Source organism: Nocardia spumae, from assembly GCF_020733635.1.
Taxonomy (GTDB): Bacteria; Actinomycetota; Actinomycetes; order Mycobacteriales; family Mycobacteriaceae; genus Nocardia; species Nocardia spumae.
In genome coordinates this window covers 6068495-6086474 of the sequence record NZ_JAJFZL010000001.1, presented here as the reverse complement: position 1 = coordinate 6086474, position 17980 = coordinate 6068495, and the positions used below count along the sequence as shown (strand labels likewise).

General features: G+C 66.0%; 15 protein-coding genes. 8 read left to right on the top strand and 7 right to left on the bottom strand.

Translation table 11 applies throughout. The annotated features are described in order from the left end of the window. The first annotated feature begins 246 nt into the window (after nucleotides 1-246). The 3 genes from LKD76_RS27170 to LKD76_RS27160 are packed head-to-tail and all read left to right on the top strand — an operon-like array spanning nucleotide 247 to nucleotide 2991. Nucleotides 247-648: a hypothetical protein gene (locus tag LKD76_RS27170; protein ID WP_227984249.1), complete on the top strand. Its 402-nt coding sequence runs from the start codon at nucleotides 247-249 to the stop codon at nucleotides 646-648. Further along, nucleotides 645-2003 (top strand): hypothetical protein, encoded by a 1359-nt coding sequence (locus LKD76_RS27165; RefSeq protein WP_227984248.1) that lies wholly within the window; start codon nucleotides 645-647, stop codon nucleotides 2001-2003. The genes LKD76_RS27170 and LKD76_RS27165 overlap by 4 nt, the downstream gene beginning before the upstream one ends. Continuing rightward, a complete protein-coding gene (locus LKD76_RS27160; protein WP_227984247.1) occupies nucleotides 1990-2991 on the top strand; it encodes a DUF8176 domain-containing protein in 1002 nt (333 codons plus the stop codon). Before LKD76_RS27165 ends, LKD76_RS27160 begins: the two co-directional genes overlap by 14 nt. A 16-nt stretch (nucleotides 2992-3007) precedes the next feature. Here LKD76_RS27160 and LKD76_RS27155 read toward each other — a convergent pair whose 3' ends face one another. Next, nucleotides 3008-3442 carry a hypothetical protein gene (locus LKD76_RS27155; RefSeq protein WP_227984246.1) on the bottom strand — a complete coding sequence of 145 codons (435 nt, stop codon included), beginning with the start codon at nucleotides 3440-3442 and terminating at the stop codon, nucleotides 3008-3010. Nucleotides 3443-3506: 64 nt separating this feature from the next. Further along, nucleotides 3507-5174: an ABC-F family ATP-binding cassette domain-containing protein gene (locus tag LKD76_RS27150; protein WP_227984245.1), complete on the bottom strand. Its 1668-nt coding sequence runs from the start codon at nucleotides 5172-5174 to the stop codon at nucleotides 3507-3509. A gap of 148 nt (nucleotides 5175-5322) precedes the next feature. Between LKD76_RS27150 and LKD76_RS27145 the strand changes: the two genes are divergently transcribed. The 5 genes from LKD76_RS27145 to LKD76_RS27125 all read left to right on the top strand — a co-directional run bounded on the left by LKD76_RS27145 (nucleotide 5323) and on the right by LKD76_RS27125 (nucleotide 8495). Beyond that, nucleotides 5323-5514 carry a PspC domain-containing protein gene (locus LKD76_RS27145; RefSeq protein WP_227984244.1) on the top strand — a complete coding sequence of 64 codons (192 nt, stop codon included), beginning with the start codon at nucleotides 5323-5325 and terminating at the stop codon, nucleotides 5512-5514. Nucleotides 5515-5662: 148 nt separating this feature from the next. Beyond that, complete coding sequence (locus LKD76_RS27140) at nucleotides 5663-5971, top strand: DUF6802 family protein (RefSeq protein WP_227984243.1); 309 nt, start codon at nucleotides 5663-5665, stop codon at nucleotides 5969-5971. Nucleotides 5972-6140: 169 nt separating this feature from the next. Further along, entirely contained in the window at nucleotides 6141-6494 is a 354-nt protein-coding gene (locus tag LKD76_RS27135) for a hypothetical protein (RefSeq protein WP_227984242.1), read from the top strand. Nucleotides 6495-6524: 30 nt separating this feature from the next. Then, complete coding sequence (locus tag LKD76_RS27130) at nucleotides 6525-8135, top strand: WXG100 family type VII secretion target (RefSeq protein WP_227984241.1); 1611 nt, start codon at nucleotides 6525-6527, stop codon at nucleotides 8133-8135. A gap of 33 nt (nucleotides 8136-8168) precedes the next feature. Beyond that, the gene (locus tag LKD76_RS27125) at nucleotides 8169-8495 is read left to right on the top strand and encodes a hypothetical protein (protein WP_227984240.1); all 327 of its coding nucleotides are present in this window, start codon (nucleotides 8169-8171) and stop codon (nucleotides 8493-8495) included. A 274-nt stretch (nucleotides 8496-8769) separates the two neighbouring features. On the opposite strand, the gene LKD76_RS27120 is transcribed toward LKD76_RS27125, so the two are convergent. From LKD76_RS27120 to LKD76_RS27100, 5 genes are all read right to left on the bottom strand, one after another. After that, nucleotides 8770-9417 (bottom strand): hypothetical protein, encoded by a 648-nt coding sequence (locus tag LKD76_RS27120; RefSeq protein ID WP_227984239.1) that lies wholly within the window; start codon nucleotides 9415-9417, stop codon nucleotides 8770-8772. A gap of 327 nt (nucleotides 9418-9744) precedes the next feature. Then, nucleotides 9745-10047 (bottom strand): hypothetical protein, encoded by a 303-nt coding sequence (locus tag LKD76_RS27115; protein WP_227984238.1) that lies wholly within the window; start codon nucleotides 10045-10047, stop codon nucleotides 9745-9747. A 12-nt stretch (nucleotides 10048-10059) separates the two neighbouring features. Beyond that, entirely contained in the window at nucleotides 10060-10335 is a 276-nt protein-coding gene (locus LKD76_RS27110; RefSeq protein WP_227984237.1) for a hypothetical protein, read from the bottom strand. Nucleotides 10336-10457: 122 nt separating this feature from the next. Further along, nucleotides 10458-11012: a hypothetical protein gene (locus LKD76_RS27105; protein ID WP_227984236.1), complete on the bottom strand. Its 555-nt coding sequence runs from the start codon at nucleotides 11010-11012 to the stop codon at nucleotides 10458-10460. Then, on the bottom strand, nucleotides 11012-17968 hold the full coding sequence (locus LKD76_RS27100) for an ADP-ribosyltransferase (protein WP_504828449.1): 6957 nt from the start codon (nucleotides 17966-17968) through the stop codon (nucleotides 11012-11014). Before LKD76_RS27100 ends, LKD76_RS27105 begins: the two co-directional genes overlap by 1 nt. Nucleotides 17969-17980 lie beyond the last annotated feature (12 nt).

Below are 17980 nucleotides of genomic sequence, written 5' to 3'. Positions count from 1 at the left end.
GCGTAGGGGTGCGGCAGTGCCGTGGTCTGCCCCGGCCGCCGACGCGGCGCGTCCGATCGGATCCGGAGATGTCCGCGCTGGTCGAGGCGGGTCGTAACCGGCGGGAACGGGGAGTGCCGGAGGGCGTTGAACGGCGTCGCGGCCCCGGCGGTCCCGGAGATCGGGGCGCGACTGTCGGTTCCGGGAAGTATTGTGGGACGCGAATCATGATGCGACAGCGAAGCTTGATTTCCGTGAGGGGGAACAGTGGACCCGCTGAAGCTGGACCAGAATCCGACGCTCGACAATTCCACGAGTTCGCGGCCGCCCGAGCCCGTCACCACGCCGGATGCGGTGATGAGGGTCGATCCCGCGGCCATGGCGACCTATACCGCCATCGCGAATTCCGTTTCCCAGCAGCTCGCTTCGGCGGCCACCGTCACGGCGAGCGCGGTCGATCCGCAACAACTCGCGGCCGATCTGGGGCTGGTGGGTGCCGATTTCGCCGCCAAGTTCGCGGCCGCGGTCTCCGAGCACGCGGAGGCACTGTCCACCGCGGGGAAGCTGGTGTCGGCGTACGGGCATACGCTCACCACCTACACCGCGGGTGTGCAGGGCTCCGATGAGGATTCGGCCGCCGCGATCGCACGGACGGAGCAGCGGATATGAGGCGCGCGACAGGTCTGCGGCGGCGACCGTCCGCCAATCGTGGCGAGAGCGCCACGCCCGCAGCGAGTTCCGATCCGAATGTGGATCCGCCGATCGTCGCCACTCTGATGCGGCCATTGCTGGCCCTGCGCGCATCGCTGGGAACCGGTGTCGCCACTCCCAACGCGACCATCAGCGGCGCCCTGTCCAACGCGTCCACCCAGGCCGCCGATACCGAGGGTCCGCACCGCGACGGTGTGCACGCGCTCGAGTCGACCTGGACGGGCCCCGGTTCGGACGCGACCGTTCCGGCGTTGCGCACCACTCAAACTCAGATCGGTGATATCTCCGACCGCGGGCCCGCCTATCTGGGCGTGCTGTCGGATGCCCACGCCACCAGTGCGCGCGCGGCCGGCCGGGTGGATCGCATCATCGCCGATTTCCGGCGTGATGCGCGCACCATCCTGGGCAACGCCAGCTCCGCACCCGATACCGACGCGGTCATCACCCGGGCCACGCAGGCGCTGCGGGATGCCATCACCACCGTCACCTCGGCGCGCACCGAGATGGACGATCACTCGCGCCGGCTCGACGAGATGGGCCCGCTGACCGTCACCACTCCGGCCGGGCTCAGCTCCCATCAATCCCTGAGCGATACTCCCGACCTGCCGAGCTCCTACGGTGCGACTCCCGGCCAATACGCCGCGGTCCCCGGGCAACCCGGGGTTCCGGGGCAGCCGATCGATCCTGCTCAGCTCGCCCAGCTCCAGCTGCAGCAACTGCTGATCCAGGCGGGGGTCGACGTCGGCACCTCCGCGATCAACGCCGGGGTGGATATCGGTACCCACCTGATCGACAAGATCGCCGAGGTCGGCACGCACACCATCGATACCGTGGCCTCCTCGGTGGACCAGGCCATTCCCCAGCTGATCAACCCGGACAACGCCAACGGGGACAAGACCAATCCGGCGGGTACTTCCGGAAATTCGCAGGGGAAGCTCTTCGATTTCGGCCCCGGTGTCGGCCACGCCACGCCCGGAACGACCGGCCCCGGTTCGATCATCCCGGGAGCGAGTCCGCCCGCACCCGACAAGGGGGATAAGGCGCAATCGGACAAAGCGGATTCGGCCTCGCCTGCTCCGGCTCCGGCGCCGATGCCGAAGCCGTCCATCCCGGTACCCGCGCCGCCGCCCGCGCCGGCACCGGAACCACCGGCACATCCTGGCGGTGTGGCAGGGGGTATGGCCTTGCCGCCACCGAACAGTGGCGGGCAGGAGCACAAACCTCGCGACGGTCAGCTCGGTGTCACCGTGCCGGCGGCCGAATCCACTGTTCCCGCCGCTGTGATCGGCGACTTCGGCGATGACACGGTCTGAGCAGCAGGATCCGCAGCAGGACAACCCATTCGACCTCGGCCTGCCGATGGTCCGCACCCCCGTGGGGAAGCAGGGCCGCAAGCGGGGGCAAGGTCGGCGGACTTCGCGCCGCCCGGCCACCGCCGTACCCCGCGGTGCCGCGGCGGTTCCCACACCGCCCCGGCCCGTTCCGGGGTCACCGGTCTATCCGGCCGGGGATTGGGAACAGTGGCTCGAACCGGCACAGCGGGCGCAGGCCGAGCCGATCGTCGAGCCCGAGCCACGGCGCATACCGGTCGGTGGTCCGCTCGAGGATCCCGAGTTGGTGGACAAAGCGACACTGGTCCCGAAGATCGTCGATCGCTCGGGCGGGAATCCGGGTCCGGCGCTGCGTCATCCGCGGCAGCGGCAGACAGGACCCCGGCGCGACCGTCGTCGTGGTGAAAAGCTTCTGGCCGCACTGACTGTGGTCGGCGTGGGCATCGTGGTCGTCTCGGTGGTACTGACCGTCATCCACACCGGCAACCGATCCCAACCGGCTCCCACGAGGCCCCCGATGGTGGCGGCCGTCCCGGTGCCCACCTCCGCGCCTACGGCGTCACCGTCGGCCTCCTCGGCGCCGTCCTCGCCGATCGCCACCGACGGCTGCGAACAGCAGCGCTCCGCGGAGGTGGTGTCCGGGACGGATCCGGGCGGCACCGCCACCGGGCCCGACGCCATCCTGGCGTTCGAACGCGCGTATTACGTGCAGCGCTCCGGCTATGCCGCGCACGCCGTTGTCGCCGACGATTCATCGGTGCCGCCGGCCGACCAGATCCAGCGCGGCATCAATCAGGTTCCGGTCGGGACCCGCTACTGCGTACAGATCACCCGCACCGGGGACGAGGGGCAGTGGGAGGTTCGGCTCACCCAGCAGAAGCCGGACGAACAACCGCATGATTTCACCCAGATCATCAGCACCCGTAGTGAATCGGGCCGCACCCTCATCACGGGTATCGCCCCGGGCTGACGGCGGAGGCCGGCGATCAGAACCGGGCGTGTACGAATCCGGTGAACGGCACCAGGAAGCCGCCGATCTCGCACGCGATCAACGCATACATGGCCAGCCGTAGCGGCAGCGCGACCTCGCCGCGGAATTGGTTGGTGGTGTCACGGCGGAGGCCGTGCAGGCAATAGGAGGCGATGGCGCCGGCGAAGAACGTGAGCACGATCAGGGCCGCGACGAGATTCACCGCGGTCGGCCAGTCCGACAGTTCGACGAATACCGCGAGCAGCAATGCGGCGAAGCTGTAGAGCAGGGCGGCCCGATGTGCGATATCGACATAGGGATGGGCCTGTCCCCGCTCGGACGTCCGCATGCCGTGGTACTTCCAGACTCCCAGCAACAGGGCCCAGACGAAGAGGAGTCCGGCGATCAGCAGGGTGATCCGGGTGTCCACTCCCAGCGGGATCTGATCCAACGGGTTCTCCTGTGCGGCATTCGATGCGGGCGGACGCCCGGGCGGGGATTTCGATCGGTCGTGGTCAGTTGTCGTCGGCCAACCGTCCGCCGGTCATCCGCCAGCGCCGGGTTGCCCGCACCGTGTCGAGCATGCGGCGGTCGTGGGTGACCAGTATCAGTGTGCCGTCGAACGTTTCGACCGCCTGCTCCAGCTGTTCGATCGCGGGCAGGTCCAGATGATTGGTCGGCTCGTCGAGGATCAGCAGATTGACCCCGCGTGCCTGTAGTAGCGCCAGAGCCGCGCGGGTGCGCTCTCCCGGTGACAGGGTGTCGTTGGGCCGCAGCACATGAGAGCCGCGAAGTCCGAATTTGGCCAGCAGGGTGCGCACTTCCGACTCGGGCTGGTCCGGAACCTGAGCGCCGAATGTGTCGGCGAGTGGAGCAGTTCCGCGAAACAGCCCGCGCACCTGGTCGACCTCACCGATCGCGACACCGGATCCCAGTGTGGCGGTGCCGGAGTCCGGGGCGACCTTGCCCAGCAGCAGCGACAACAGTGTGGACTTTCCGGAACCGTTAGGACCGGTGAGTACGATCCGATCACCCCAGTCGACCTGTGTCGTCACCGGCCCGAGGGTGAAGTCGCCACGCGAGAGCACAGCGTTCGACAGCGTCGCCACCACCGATCCGCTGCGCGGCGCGGATGCGATCGACATCCGCAACTCCCACTCCTTGCGCGGTTCCTCCACCACCTCGAGGCGTTCGATGCGCCGCTGGGTCTGGCGGACCTTCGACGCCTGCTTCTCGGTCGATTCGGCCCGCATCTTGCGACCGGCCTTGTCCGAATCCACCTTTCGCGGGTCGCGCGCCTTGCGCCGGACATTGCGCACGCCGTGTTCGAGCCAGTTGCGTTGCATCACCTGCCGCGCCTCCAGACCCGCCCGGGTGTCGGCGTACTCCTCATAGGCCTCCCGCGCGTGCCGGCGCGCGATCTCGCGCTCGGTCAGGTACGCGTCGTACCCGCCGTCGTAGACGCCCACCTGTTGCTGGGCCAGATCGAGTTCGACGATGCGATTCACGGTGCGCGCCAGGAACTCCCGATCGTGGCTGATCACCATCAGCGGCGTGCGCACTCCGGTGACGAAGTTCTCCAGCCGGGCCAGACCGTCGAGATCGAGATCGTTGGTCGGCTCGTCCAGTAGCAGGATGTCGAAACGCGACAGCAGCACCGATGCCAGGCCGGCACGCGCGGCCTGGCCACCGGACAGCGCGGTCATGGGGGTTTCGAGTCCCCGCGGAAGGCCGGCGGAGAGGCCGAGTTCGGCGGCTACCTCGTCGGCCCGTGATTCCAGATCGGCGCCGCCCAACGCCAGCCAGCGCTCCAGTGTCGCCGAATAGTCGTCGGCCACAGGGCCATCCGGTGCCGTCGCGAGACGTTCGGCGGCGGCATCCATCGCCAGTTGTGCCGCGGCCACACCGGTCCGGCGGGCCAGGAACCCGGCCACCGTCTCCTCTGGCAGGCGTTCGGGCTCCTGCGCCAGATAGCCGATCGTCGCGTCCGGTGGGCTCAGGGTGATCCGTCCCACCTGCGGCCTGCCCTCGGCCAGCATTCGCAGCAGCGTCGACTTACCGGCGCCGTTCATCCCGACCAGCCCGATCACATCGCCGGGAGCCAGCACCAGGTCCAAACCTTCGAACAGCACCCGATCCCCGTGTCGCGCCGACAGGTCGTGCGCATGCAGAGTCGTACTCACTCATACGAGTCTGCCGGGTTCGGGGTACCACCCTGAGCCCGGCCCGGTGGAAATCAGGGTGCGGATGGGTCTCGCGCCCGATGTGGGTGGGGACGCGTGGACGGCACAGTGGAATCACCGCGAACGACCGTCACCGAAGGAGAGCGTCATGACCGCCCCCACCCGCCGCCTCACCCGATCGACCTCAGACAAGTGGATCGGTGGTGTCTGCGGTGGCCTCGCCGACTATTTCGGCTGGAACGCCAACATCATTCGCCTGCTCTTCGTCCTGTCCTGCCTGCTGCCGGGCCCACAGTTCATCATCTACCTGGTCCTGTGGCTCATCATCCCGAAGCAGTAGAACGGAACGCTAGTTATCCACAGGCAACCGTCCCGGCGCACCTCGTCTCGGCTGAGTTATCCACAACCTGACCGGCAGGGGATGCGCCGCACGGTCCCCGGATGCCAGGATGGAACAAATTCCCGCACGTCCCTCGAGGAGCACGCACATGATCCATTCGGGCGATCTGCCGGGCCTGGACCTGCCGGAGGTCGACGCACACTCCGACCTCGGCGGCATCGGCGCCGTGGAGCTGAACCATCCGTCTCAGGACATCAACGGTGACGGCATTCTGGATACCGAGACCTTCCACGGTGACCATTCCATGGAGGTCTGGTCCGATATGGACCACGACGGCTTCGCCGACCACGTCAGCATCGTCGACGACGGCGGGGACTACTCGGCCTGGGAGTTCCACCACTACCCGGACGGGAGGACCGAGTGGGTCCAGGTGGACAAGGGCAAGATGGGCAAGTGATTCGGAGCCGATTGTCCGATTACCGCATCGACCAGTAGATTCGCTCGTACGGTGAGTCGGAGGAGCGCTGTGGGTAAGCAGGGGAACCTGAGGCGCTTCGCCTGCGTCGAAAAATAGAGATGGCACAGCCAGGTTGCTGTGGCGGGCCGATAACGGAGGGGAAGGTCGGATGGCTTCGGGTGGTCACATCAAGGTCGATACGGTCGCGTTGCAGCAGATGGCGACGAATCTCAAGGGCTCCGCTGGCGTTGTCGACGGGAAAGCCGCACTGCTGACCTCACACACCTTCGACGGCCCACAAGCCGGTCGCGAGTACACCGCCGACGGCAAGAAGGTGCACAACTCGCTGAGTCGTCTGACGACATGGCTGAAGAATTGGCAGACCGCCATCGCGAAAACTGGCGAAACGATGAGCACCAGCGCAACAAACTATGGAACGGTAGACGACTCCAGCGTCGAGAAGTTCACTGCGCAGGGTGTCAATCTGACCGTACCGCCGCCCCAGACCACAGATCGAGTCTGATGTGCGTCTCTTCTGGTGGAGTGGGAACAAATGACGCTGAACGTTTCAAGTGATGCGAGTGCGAACAAGATCCTGGACGCAGGTTCTTCCGGGTTGATGTATTTCGAGGAATACCTGCCGCGCTACGAAAGAGTGCATCAGGACCTCGGTTTCGGCAGGGGTTCGTTGCCCACCCGGGACACTATGTGCGACCTCTACGACACCGAGCGGGATATGGACATCGCCGCTCTGGAAAGCCTCGCGCAGGATGTCAGCAGAGTGGTGTCGGAAACATCCGGCGAATTGGATCTACAGAAAACCCAGCTCGGGGCCTTGCAATCGATTTGGCAAGGTGGTGCCGGAGACGACGCGCATACGTTGCTGGATCAGCAAGTTCGACGTGCCCAAACCGACTACGACCAGGTGAAGCAAGTGGCGTCGGGTCTCTCGGTTGCTCCCGAGGCGCTTCGGAGGGCGGTAACGCACAAGGCGGATACGGTCAAAGCTTTCTGGAAGGACGACGGGCCGGATATCGACAACACCAGTCGAAACAATATCGACTGGCTCACGATGGTCGCCGTCGAATACAAGAAGCCAGGAACCTACACGGCTTTCGTTCCATTGAGCGCTGCGCAGCAACAAGGTCCGCATGCCCTGGATTGGCTGGAGCACACATTTGTTCCGCACGTCGAAAAGACCGTAGACAGCTTCAAGCTGCTGTGTACGACGACGAAGGCTCAGGTCCAGAATGTCTACAGCGTGATCTCGACCGCGCTCGAGCGAATGGATGTCTCGGCTTATCCGATGCCCGCGGGTACTCAGCAGCCCAGTCCGTCACCCTCGCCGAGCCCGAGCCCGAGCCCCAGCCCCAGCCCGAGCCCCAGTCCGTCGACGCCGAGCAACACCGTTCCCTCGTCGGTATCGCCGACCACCACCACGGGGCTGGATGGCCTGGCGCAGCTCAGCCAGGTCGCCAGTCAGTTGTCGCCGGTCGCCAGCACGATCGGACAGTCGTTGAGTCAGGGCGTCACCGCCTTGTCGACGGCGATCCAGCAGGGTGTCGACGGTGTTGTGCAGCAGTTGCAGAGTTTGACGCAGCCTCACGACGCGAAGGGGACGGACGACGGTAAGCCGAAGGCCGAATTCGATATCGCCGGAAGGCATCTCACATTCGAGATGGGCCCGAACGGCGAGCTGAAGGTGATGATGTCCGACGGTGCGGGCGACAACAAAACCTACAGCATGAAGTTGGACGAGCACGGTAATCCGGTGATCAACACGGAGGATACAAAGACGGGCGACGGGGGAGACCCTGGACGCGCCGGTGATCCCGCAGGCGAAGAACACAAGCCCGCAGATCCCGGCCAGCAGCCGGGCGGCGGTGCGGGGAATGCGGGCGGCGGTGAGCGGAAACCGGATCAGCTGGCGCCGAAGCCGGACGACCCGAGGCCGAACGACCCGCAGCCGCAGAACTCCGGCGGCCAGCCGGGCAACAGCGGTGGCGGGCAGACGAATCCGGCCACTCCGCCGACAACACCACCGCCTCCGCCCCGTCGTCAGTCCGACACCGAGCACAAGCCACAGGTAGTCCCACCACCACAGGGCCCGCCATCCGACCCCAGCGGTTCCGGCGCCGAACTGGCCGAGGCCGGTCCGCTGTGATCCGTTCACCGTTGAGCACCTGGGAGAACTGAGATGGATCTGGAACGCCACCTCGAAGAACTCATGTACGAGCACGACCGCTGGATGCGAAACCTCAGGGCCGACTACGAAGATGCCACCAGCCGGCTCGTCGGCGGTGGCGCGGAGTTGGCCGCTCAAATCGAGCAAAGCATCGCCGACGCGGAACGCCAGGCCAATGCCGAGGCCGATGAACGCGCGCGGGAGGAAGAGGAGGCCCGCGAACAACGCGAGGCCATCGCCCGTTCCGCCGCGGCACGAATGGCCAACCAGTCCGTCGCCCCGATCGACGACGAAGACGAGGACGACGCGTTCTACCGCCGCAAGAGCTGGTTGGTCTGAGCAACCGAGGCACCGAGCCCGTCTTCGAATGTGGCGTGCGGTGGGGCCGGATCGGTCAGCGGTGGGGTTCCTCTCCACGATGACTCTCGATCGCTTGATACGCGCATGCACGAGAGCACACCCACCTGCCATCTGTGACGAATGAGGCCGAGACCAGTTTCCCTTTCGACGCATCGATCCTGTCCGGCTTCCCTCCGCTCGTCCGCATCACAATCTTGCCGCCTGTGAGAAAGCGCACGACACTTTCTATTTCGGTCCGAACCTCGCCGTTTCGCTATTGCTGCGCCAAAGATGTCAGCTGCTCCAGCGATGGAAGTTCGCCGTACTCGGCGTTGGGCTGGATCATTCCCGAGAGGCGGTCTTCAGGATGGTGACGGTTGTCCTGAAGTGCTCGGAGTGGCGGGATGTGCTGCCCGTACCCCTGGCTGAGTCGCAATTGCCAGAGACCGGCTGCGGCTTGCGCTGTCTCGCCGGCCGCGCGAAGCGGGAGGTAGTCGGCCGCGTCGTTGTCGACCGATGCCCAGAGATAGCCGATGTGCCGGCCGTCCTTCACTATCGGAAGGAAGCGAACAGCGCCGGATGTGGTTGTCGCATAGCGGCGTAGAGGTGCGCTGACCAGCGGCCCCCAACCCTGCGAGCGGTCGACCGGCGTGCCGTCGGGGTACATGCCGTCCTGCACCAGCGGGTTCGGCGGGGGTGGTCCTCCGGGATTCACCAGTTCGTAGAGTGCGGTCAAGCTGTCGGCGCGTCGGACCCGGCTGTTCGATGAAATTCCGCCGCCCTCCGGATGTTCCGGTGCGCCGATCCACTGCTGTACCGCTCGCTGGGCCGGGAGCCCGTCGGCATACGCGGCGGCCAAGCGGTCGGCCCACGTGTCGATGGCGGTCCACGACGGGTCGGACAGTGGATCGCCGCCCGACATCTTGCGGATGAAACCGGCGGAATTGTGCGTCTCCGATGCCCAGAGGCAACCTAGGAATTCACCCTGTCGCGTGACAGTCACATAGATGACCGGTTGCCTGGTCCAACCGTCGTATGTTGCTCGGGGTGCGATCGGCGCACCCGGTCCGCCGGGCGGACCGTAGCCGGGCGGACCGGCGGTCGGTCGATCATTCGTCGGCGGCAGCGGAGGCTCGTAGGGACCGGATGGCCCCTGCGGCGACGCAGTCGCGGGATACGCATTCCACGGCTCTGCCGGCCAGGACGGGTCGGTCATCTGTCGGTCATTCCTCTCACAATGCCCTCGATCCTAGATGCGATCGGTGCCCGCATCGCCGTCGTCGATCTCGGACTTCCGGTAGTGTTCGCGAATTTCCCCCGGCTGAAGCATGTTCTCCGGAGTGTTGGGACCGAAACCTTTTGTGAACTTGGGATTGTTGTCTGTAATGCGCTCGTCCGTCGGCACCGTGTCCCGCGCACGGACATCGGCGGCCACCTCACGGTCGAGCTCATGGAGCTGCTCCACTGTGATGCCCATGCGCGTCGCGATCTTTTCGTCGATCTTGCGCTGTTCCTCGGGGCTTGCCGACTGTAGCCATGGTTGATCGGTCATGATGGCTCCGATTCAGAAGTAGGCGGATATCGCGTCGTCGAATTCGGGCGCCGAGGCGTCGACATCGTCCACGGGCCGGTAGTCGCGGCTTTGGACGTGGTCGAGAAATTCCTGGGGAATATCGAGCGAGTAGTGGCGAAGGTAGTGGACCGAGTCGAGGCGCCAGATCCACGCGCCATCCGATAGGAGCGTCGGACCGCTTCGGATCCACTCGCGACCGTCGACGAGGTCTACGACGTCTTCGAGGACATCGAAGACCGGAGTGCAGGCCTCCATGTAATCGGCCACTCTCTGGCGATCGCCTATTATGCGCATAGTGTATGAATCCGACAATCTAGGCAACTCGACTTTTGGTGTGGAATACATCTCCCGGTATATGCCCAATGGCTTTATCTCTCGCATTATGTGCCTCAGTCGTCGTATCGGGCGTCGGCCGCTTCTTTCGGTGTCGCAGAGGGTAAGCGCCACCACCAATGGCTATCGGGTATTCCGGGGGGAATCATGCTGGCCGGTAGTGGTTCTATGCTGGTCGCCAACTCTTCGAAGATCTCGTCGATCTCGTCGATAAATTCTCGATCTTCGTCGTCCAAGACTAGATCGATACCTTTGAAATTGTCCTGCAAGAACTGGATAGCGGAGCGGTACAGGCACGGTGTGCGCCATCCATCGGTGATAGCGCGGGAAGTTCTGTCGAATACCTCGAACAGGAAATTCTTGAACGTGGCCGCGTTGGCCTGCACTAGCTGGGACACCTGGTGTCTATAACTGAATATCTGACCATCGGAAAGCTGACTGTCGCGAGGTATCTGCGATTCCGCTCCTGTGAGCATGACCATAGCTCGAACGAAATAGGTGATACGGCGTGTGTTCTTCACTCCATCGCTCTGGAAGATCTGATCGGAGACTTCCAGGTCGCGGATGACCTGAGTAATGCATTCGGTTGTGGACGGAAATTCGTCGCTCATTACTTCACAGCCTTCGGCTCGCCGTAGGACGCCATCCGCGCACTACCGTCCGCTGCAACTTTCACGATGGCTTCCATCTTGGTGTTTTCGTCTCCGTCTATGATACTGCGGTGATATACAAGTTTAACGGTGCCGTCGGATTCCGTCTCTCTGGCGACCAGAGTTCCAGTTCGTACAGTTTGGGCCGCACTCGCATGGTATGCCTCTATGGTCGAAAGCCCGTCGCGCTCGACTATCGGTAATTCCTCGATGTGTTTTGCCGCGTGATAGGCGGCGCCGGCTGCTTCCTGGAAGCCGAGCTTTTCGATCTGTCGCACCGAGTCCTGTAGGCCATCGCCCATCGCATCTGGTTCGATGGTGGCAGCGTGAAACCCGAGTTCAGCTACTTCCTGCATATCGGCCGACAGGTCCGACGCAACGTCCGACAAATTGAACATGCGTGCCGCATATGCCTTGCCGGACTCGTTGGCTGGCTTTTCCGAAAGATCGATTTGCCGCTGAAATTCTGTGAATTTGGCTCGGGCATACTCATATCGGTCGACGAATGATATGGGATCTCCCGGCGTGCTGGAATCTGCGACAAACCGCGCTACTCGGGCAGGTAGATCCCCAGCTTGCCTCGGAAATCTGGTATTGGCGATTACACCGGCTAGGCGTACGCGCTCGGGGTGGTTGCTCGGCAGATCTCCGTGCACTGTGGTGGGATCGATTCCGGACTCACGGAGAAAGAGATCGGAATCGAGCACACGCTGGTGGGTCTTTTCGGAAAGTGTCGGGTAGTCCGGATCTTCGCCGGGGCGATGCTCGTTGCCGCCCGAATCCTCCGGCGGCGGCCCACTGTCCATGATGTCCCATTCATCAAGGCGACCGTCGGTGGTCGACCTGATGGACTCCCCATCGCTCGTCGGTTCATGGTGTGTTGGCTCAGGCGCCTGGGTGGGTTCGCCGGGATGGAAGGTAACCCAGTGCCCACCGTCGTGGACAACTGCGGGCGAATCGGGGGACTGCCGCACGCCGACCGTGTCGGACGGTGCGCGTACCGGCGCACCCAGCTCATTGGCGAGTTGCTGGGCCCAGCCGATTTCGTTTCCGGCGTGGCAGGAGACCAGCCGAACCGGGGTGCCGGGTTCGTAGTGGGGATTGTTGCGAATGGCCTCGGCGACGCGTTCTGGACTGGTCTCGTTCTCGTGGCCTGGGGTCGGGCGACCGAAGCGGTTTCCGTGGACGATGACGTCGTGTTCGCCTTCGTTGCGGAGGTTTTCGTAGACACGGCGGGTCTGTGGGTCGTCGCCGATTGCGGTTCGGTCGGTGCCGTGCGCAACCGGATGCTCGGGATCGGCGGGGTGCGCCGGCTGCTCGTCCGTGTGGTCGGCATCCGGCTGCTCGTGGTCGCCAGGGTGCTCCACGGGGTTGTCGCCCACGTGCGGCGGAGTCTCGTAGAGGTAGATGCGTGTGCGCCCGAACAAACCAGCGTTGGGGTCGTGGACGACGCCGCGAACCTCGAAGGTCGTATTTCGGTCGAAGAGGACTTCCTGTTCTCCAGGGCGCAGAGAGTGGCCGGAAATGTCACGGCCGGTACTGGAGTGGACGACGAACTCGACATTGCCGGTGAAGATGCGTCTGGGATCGCGTGACGTGCTGGTGAAGGCGGCTTCTGTCACGGTCTCGCCAGGTACGTACCTCGCGATCTCTTCGGGCGTCAGCGAGGTGCCGCGCCAGACGGTACCGGTGTGAGGCGGCAAATTGTCGAGAGCAGCCGAAATATCCTGGGCTAGTTGATGTTGTGCCGGGTCGAGATCGATGCCACCGCGCAGGCGGGTGTTCAGGTCGGTGTAGAGGTGGGCGTCCGGGTCGGTGTAGGCACGCAGTGCACGCCGTTGATCGCCCGTGGTTTCGTCGACTCGACGCGGATCCGCCTCGTTCGATGAACGATGTTCGGAACGCTCGGCTTCGGTTCGGCTCGGCTGTTCCTCTCGGTGTGCCGGCTCCGATGGTGAGCGCCCGGCCTCGTGATGAGCATCATTCCGGTTCGCGGGGTGATCATTTCGCGACGGCGTCTCGCCGTCGTGCCGCGCGGGTGGTTCCCGATGTGACTGTCCGGTGCTTGCCGGAGTTGTATCACTGTCCCGTCCATGTGGCTCGGGGCCGAGTCGCGCCGCGGAGTTCGGGTGAGCGGGTTCTATACCGCGTGTCGGTTGCTCGTCGATCGGGCTGGTCGTTCGCGGGGCCGCCGAGGGCGCAGACGCTGATGAATCGGATGCGTGCGATGCAGGTGGTTCGCCGTTGCGGACTGCCGGCGATTCGTGAGGCTGCCCGGCCGGAGTGGTCTCTGCGGGGGCCCGCCCGACTGGGTGCGTCGTCGTCGGACCGGGGGTGCGCGGTTGTTCGGTACGGCCGGGCTGCGGAGTGGTGTGCGGTGGATGACCGGTTGCCGACGGGTGTGGTGCTCTGTTGCCGGGGGTGGCAGGCGTGCCGGAATCGGGGTTTTCCGGCCGAACCAGCCTATGTGCAGGCGCGCTATCGGTGCCGCGTTCCGACGATTCGCGGCGACCAGCGGGATTCGTATCGGCGCGGTTCGTTTCCCGGCCTGGCGAATTCGAGTGGTTCGAGTGCTCCGTAGCTGATGCCGGCGAATGTTGTGGCTGGGAATGGGGGACGACTTCGGCGTGGATCTCGTATACCGGACGGCCGTTCGCCCAGCCGGTTTGCGTCACATCGAGAATTCGATACTGCGTCTGGCGGGGCAGTATCAGTTCACGCTGGTCCGGGTACGCACTCTCACGTCCCATCCAGAGCCCGTGCGTCCCGGCCGGAAGATCGAGTCGCACACGGTATTCGAACGGTTTGCCGTCCACGACAGTAGGGTTGGCGCCGAGCGAGGTCGACATATATCCCTGCTCGGTTTGCGTGGCGCCGATCAGCGCCCGAGGGTCGCGTCCCCCGAGAGGACGCCCGTCCGCGGCGGTGAGGAAAGAGACGTCGTGCACGCCGCGGATTGCACTGACGGGCTCCGGAAGTGGGTGGTTCAGTGCGTTGTCGATCGCCGTGATTCGGCGACGGAAGGCGTCGACAGTCGGTGGCTCACCGAAGTAGCTGTGCAGCTGCTGGTTTCGCTCGTAGTTGCCCCACATCTCGCGTAGTCGCGCATTGACATCTGGTGCGCTGAGGGTGTGATGCATCCACGCCCGCTGCGCGTCGGTGGCGTGCGGGTTGCGCCACATCTGCTCTAGTTCCGCGCGCGTTCCGGGCATTCTGCCGCCGTTCAAGGGCGCCAGTGCATGAACGCCATTGCTTTCGTTGTGCAGATGCTGAAAGTACTGTCCGACGCTGCCGATCGGATCCGGTGCGCGAAGAAAACCGTTCGGCAGCGATTGAACGGTGTAGGCGTGAACAGCTTGGCGCAGATGTTCCGGAAGGCCCGCGTATACGTGGCCGAGTTGGTGCTCACCGTACTGTTCGCCCGCGATATCGCTGGCGAAGTGACGATAGCCGTCTCTGCCCAGGTAGCCCTCATCTCTGGGTGCAGAGTGACTGTGCTGCTGATCGTGGCCACCGGCCGGGTGCGCTGGGGGATGGCCGTTCGGAGACGGATGCGTTGCGCCAACGTTCGGATCGGGGACTGGATTCGGATGCCGGGGCGGGTGACTCGCAGGATGCGAGGGATTGGGTTCCGGCCGCGTTCCTGTCGGCCGAGCCGACGGTGCGGCGTCTCTCGGGGGTGCGGCGGGATGCCGGCGCGGGGTGGGGTCCGGATGGGGCCGCCCCGTGTTCTCCGGGCGTGTCCGGGGACCGTGCTCCGGGCGGGGGGTGGTCGGCTCGCCCGGTCGGTGGTTCGGACGGGGGTTTTCCGGGTGGGTTCGGTTGGGCCGGGGGGTTTCCGGGCGTGGGGTTTCCGCGCGTGGGGTTTCGGGGCGTCGAGTTTCCGGGTGCGGGCGGTTCGGGTGAGGCGATCCCGTGTTCGGCCGATCGGTCGGCCGGTGGGCTTCGGGACGGGGTGCCGGGTGCGGGTGATTGCCGGCCGGGTCGTTCGCGCCGCGTCGCATGAACTCCGGTGGGCGCATCGAATTCGCCATGAAGTTCGGGTCGTGGTGGGCCCAGCGCGGTGGGGTGGCCGGTTCGGGCTCACGGCGCGGTGCGGTGGTCTCCGGACGGCGGGGTTGGTGTTCGGGATCGGTGGTGTGGTCGCGTGGGGTGGAGGCGTTTTCGTTCGGGCGGTCCGACGGGTGCGATGCCGGTCGGTCGGCGGCCGGATCGTGGGAATTCGGTCGTTCGGCCTCGTGCGCCGGCACGGTTTCCCGGGCCGGTGCGTGTGCTGCGGCCGGTGAGTTTTCCTGTGGGGCCGTGGCTTCCGGTGTTTCGGCGTGGTGGTCCTCCCAGCGGCGCACTTCCACGTCGTGCGGACTCTCGCCCGGTGGATGGGCGCGAGCCGCCGAGATCTCTTCCATGGTGGGCTGGTAGCGGTCGAGATGCGGGCTGTAGCCGCCGGCGTAGAACGGGTCGGGAAGGATGATCTGCCCGTTGTTGTCCCGGGCGACGTACTTGTGCACCGCGGGGTCGAAGCCGGGACGGTCCGGCGGCTGGGTGGGCGGATTGTGTTCGGGCGCGGGAGTTTCCGCCGGGGGTGTGGTGGCGGCTTCGCCGTGGGGGTGCGAACTCGGTTGATCCGGTTGCGGGCCCTCGGGGCGCGGTGCGGTGCCGGCCGGGTTGCCGTCGCGCGGCCCGGCTGCCGGACGGTCGGTGTGCGGCGCTGGGGCATCCGACCGAGGCCCCGGCGGGTCGGTGTGAGTTGTACTGGCCGGCGGGGCTTCCGGTGCGTGCGTGCTGTCGGCCGGTCGAGCGGAATCGGTGACCGGGGGGCGCTCCGGCGTCGTGGGCCGGCCTTCGTTCGCCCGTGGCGTGTTGTCGCTGCGCGGGGCCGGGCGCGGTTGCTCACCGTTCGGGGTGGGACGGGGGGTGGGCGCCGGGCGCGCCGGTTCCGGTCGCGCGGTGTTGTCGGGGGAGGCGCGGCCGGTGTCCGGGCGTGTGGGGGTCTCGGCCCCGCGCGGCGGAGTCCGGCCGTCCACAGCGGGGGTCTCAGGCTGGGAGGGACTGTGATTCGGCGTGCTGGACTTGTGCGTGCCTTCGCCTCCGGACGAGCCGAGGGAACCCATCGAGCCCATCGAGGGCGTTCCGGACGATGGTGTCGCGGCGGATGTGTCGGTGGTGGCCGCGTGGGTCGTCGCCGGTGCGGTGTCCGTCGGTGCTCTGGTGTCGCCGGCGGCGGATGAGCTCGGGTGGTCCGCCGAACCGCCCTGTGCCGGTACGGATTGCGCGTCGGTGGGGTGATTCGGCTGTCCGGCGGGGGCCTCCGGCGCGGAGGCCGGCGGCTGGGTGGGCGCGTCGGGATGCTGTGCGGGCCCGGGTGTGCCGGCGTCGGGCTGATGCGATGCCGGCTGATCGCTGTGCGCGGGCGGCGGGGTGCCGTTCGACGCCGGTTCGTGCGGCGTCGTTCCGGTGTCGGCCGGGCCGTCGGGAGTGGCGTTGCCCGGTTCGGTGTGTGCGGGGGTGTCGTAGTCCCAGTTCAGGCTCGAACCGCTGGGGGGCGACGGTTGCTCGGGGGTGGTCGGGTGAGCGGCCGACGGTTGGTCGTGCCCGCTGGGCGTGCCGGTGGAGTCGGGTGTGTTGTGCTCGGGCACCGAGCGGTCGGCGGGTGGAGTCGTGTCATGGTGTGGCGCAGCGGATTCCGGAGAGTGGCTACCGGATTCGGGTTGGCTGTCGCCGGTGTGAGCCGGGTTCGCGGGCGTGCTGTCGTGCGGAGGGGTGGCGCTGGTGCCGTCGGTATGGGCGGGATTCGCCGGAGCGCTCTCGTGCGGTGAGGACGGCGCCGAGCCGGAGCTGGGTGGCGTCGTATCGTGCTGTGCCGGTGGAGGGTTGTCGCCGGTGTGCGAATTGCTCGGGGTCTCGTGGGTGCCGCTCGGTTGCGTGGGAGCCGAATTCGAGGGTGAGTTCGGGTTGGGGCGGTCGTTGTCCGACGCGTTGGAGTCGCCGTTCTCGTGGCCCGCGGTGTTGGTATGTCCCTCTCGTACCTGGCCGACCGCGCCCTGTGCGGCGCCCGCGATCGACGAGGTCGCGAGCGTGGTGGGATCGACTTCGAATTTGCCGCCGAAGGGAACGCTCGCGGCGGTGCCGGCGACCGAGCCGACCGCACCGCCGACCGCATCGCTGGCCGTGCGGGCCGCGAATTTGCCCGCTGTCGATTCGGCTCGGTCCACCAAACCCTTCGCGAGTCCGTCGGAGCCGAGTTTGGCGCCCACGGCGCCACCTACCGCGCCCGAAACGCTCTCGGCGACCAGTCCTTTCACTTCTTCGCCGGTGAATCCGCCGCGCTTGCCCTGCGCCATCTGCAGCAGGCTGGCACCGGCGTCGACACCGGCGCTCTGTGCGACACCGATGATCGCGGCTTTGGCGAGAGCCCGGGTGGAGATCTTCTCGATCAGCCATTTGATGGCCTGCCGGATGGTGAGCCGGGTGGCGACCTGGGCGGCCGCTTCCTCCGCGGCCGCCACCGGTGCGCCGATTCCGGTGCAGGCGGTGGCGATCGCCTGGATCATCTGGATCGCGAATATCACCAGGGTCGCGATGATCACGTACTTCGTATGCTCGATATCGGTGGCGGTATCGCCGAGGTCCTTGCTCAGGCCCTTGGCCTCTTCGATGAGGCCAGGCCACAGCCCCTTCTCGCCCGCGACCTGATCCCAGAGCTCCTTGATCGCGTCGTGGGTCTGGCCGTCCACGGCGGCGAGGGCGGAATCGGTGACCGAACCCGCGTCCGTCTTGATCTCGGTCAGCGCCTCGGCGAGCTGATCCCATCCGTGCGCGAGCCGCCGCATCGCGGTCTCATCGCCCTTCGGCCAGTCACCCGCGCCGACAACGTATTTCGCCACCCACTGCAGTTCGGTGGGGATTTCGATACCCATGGGAGGTGCCGG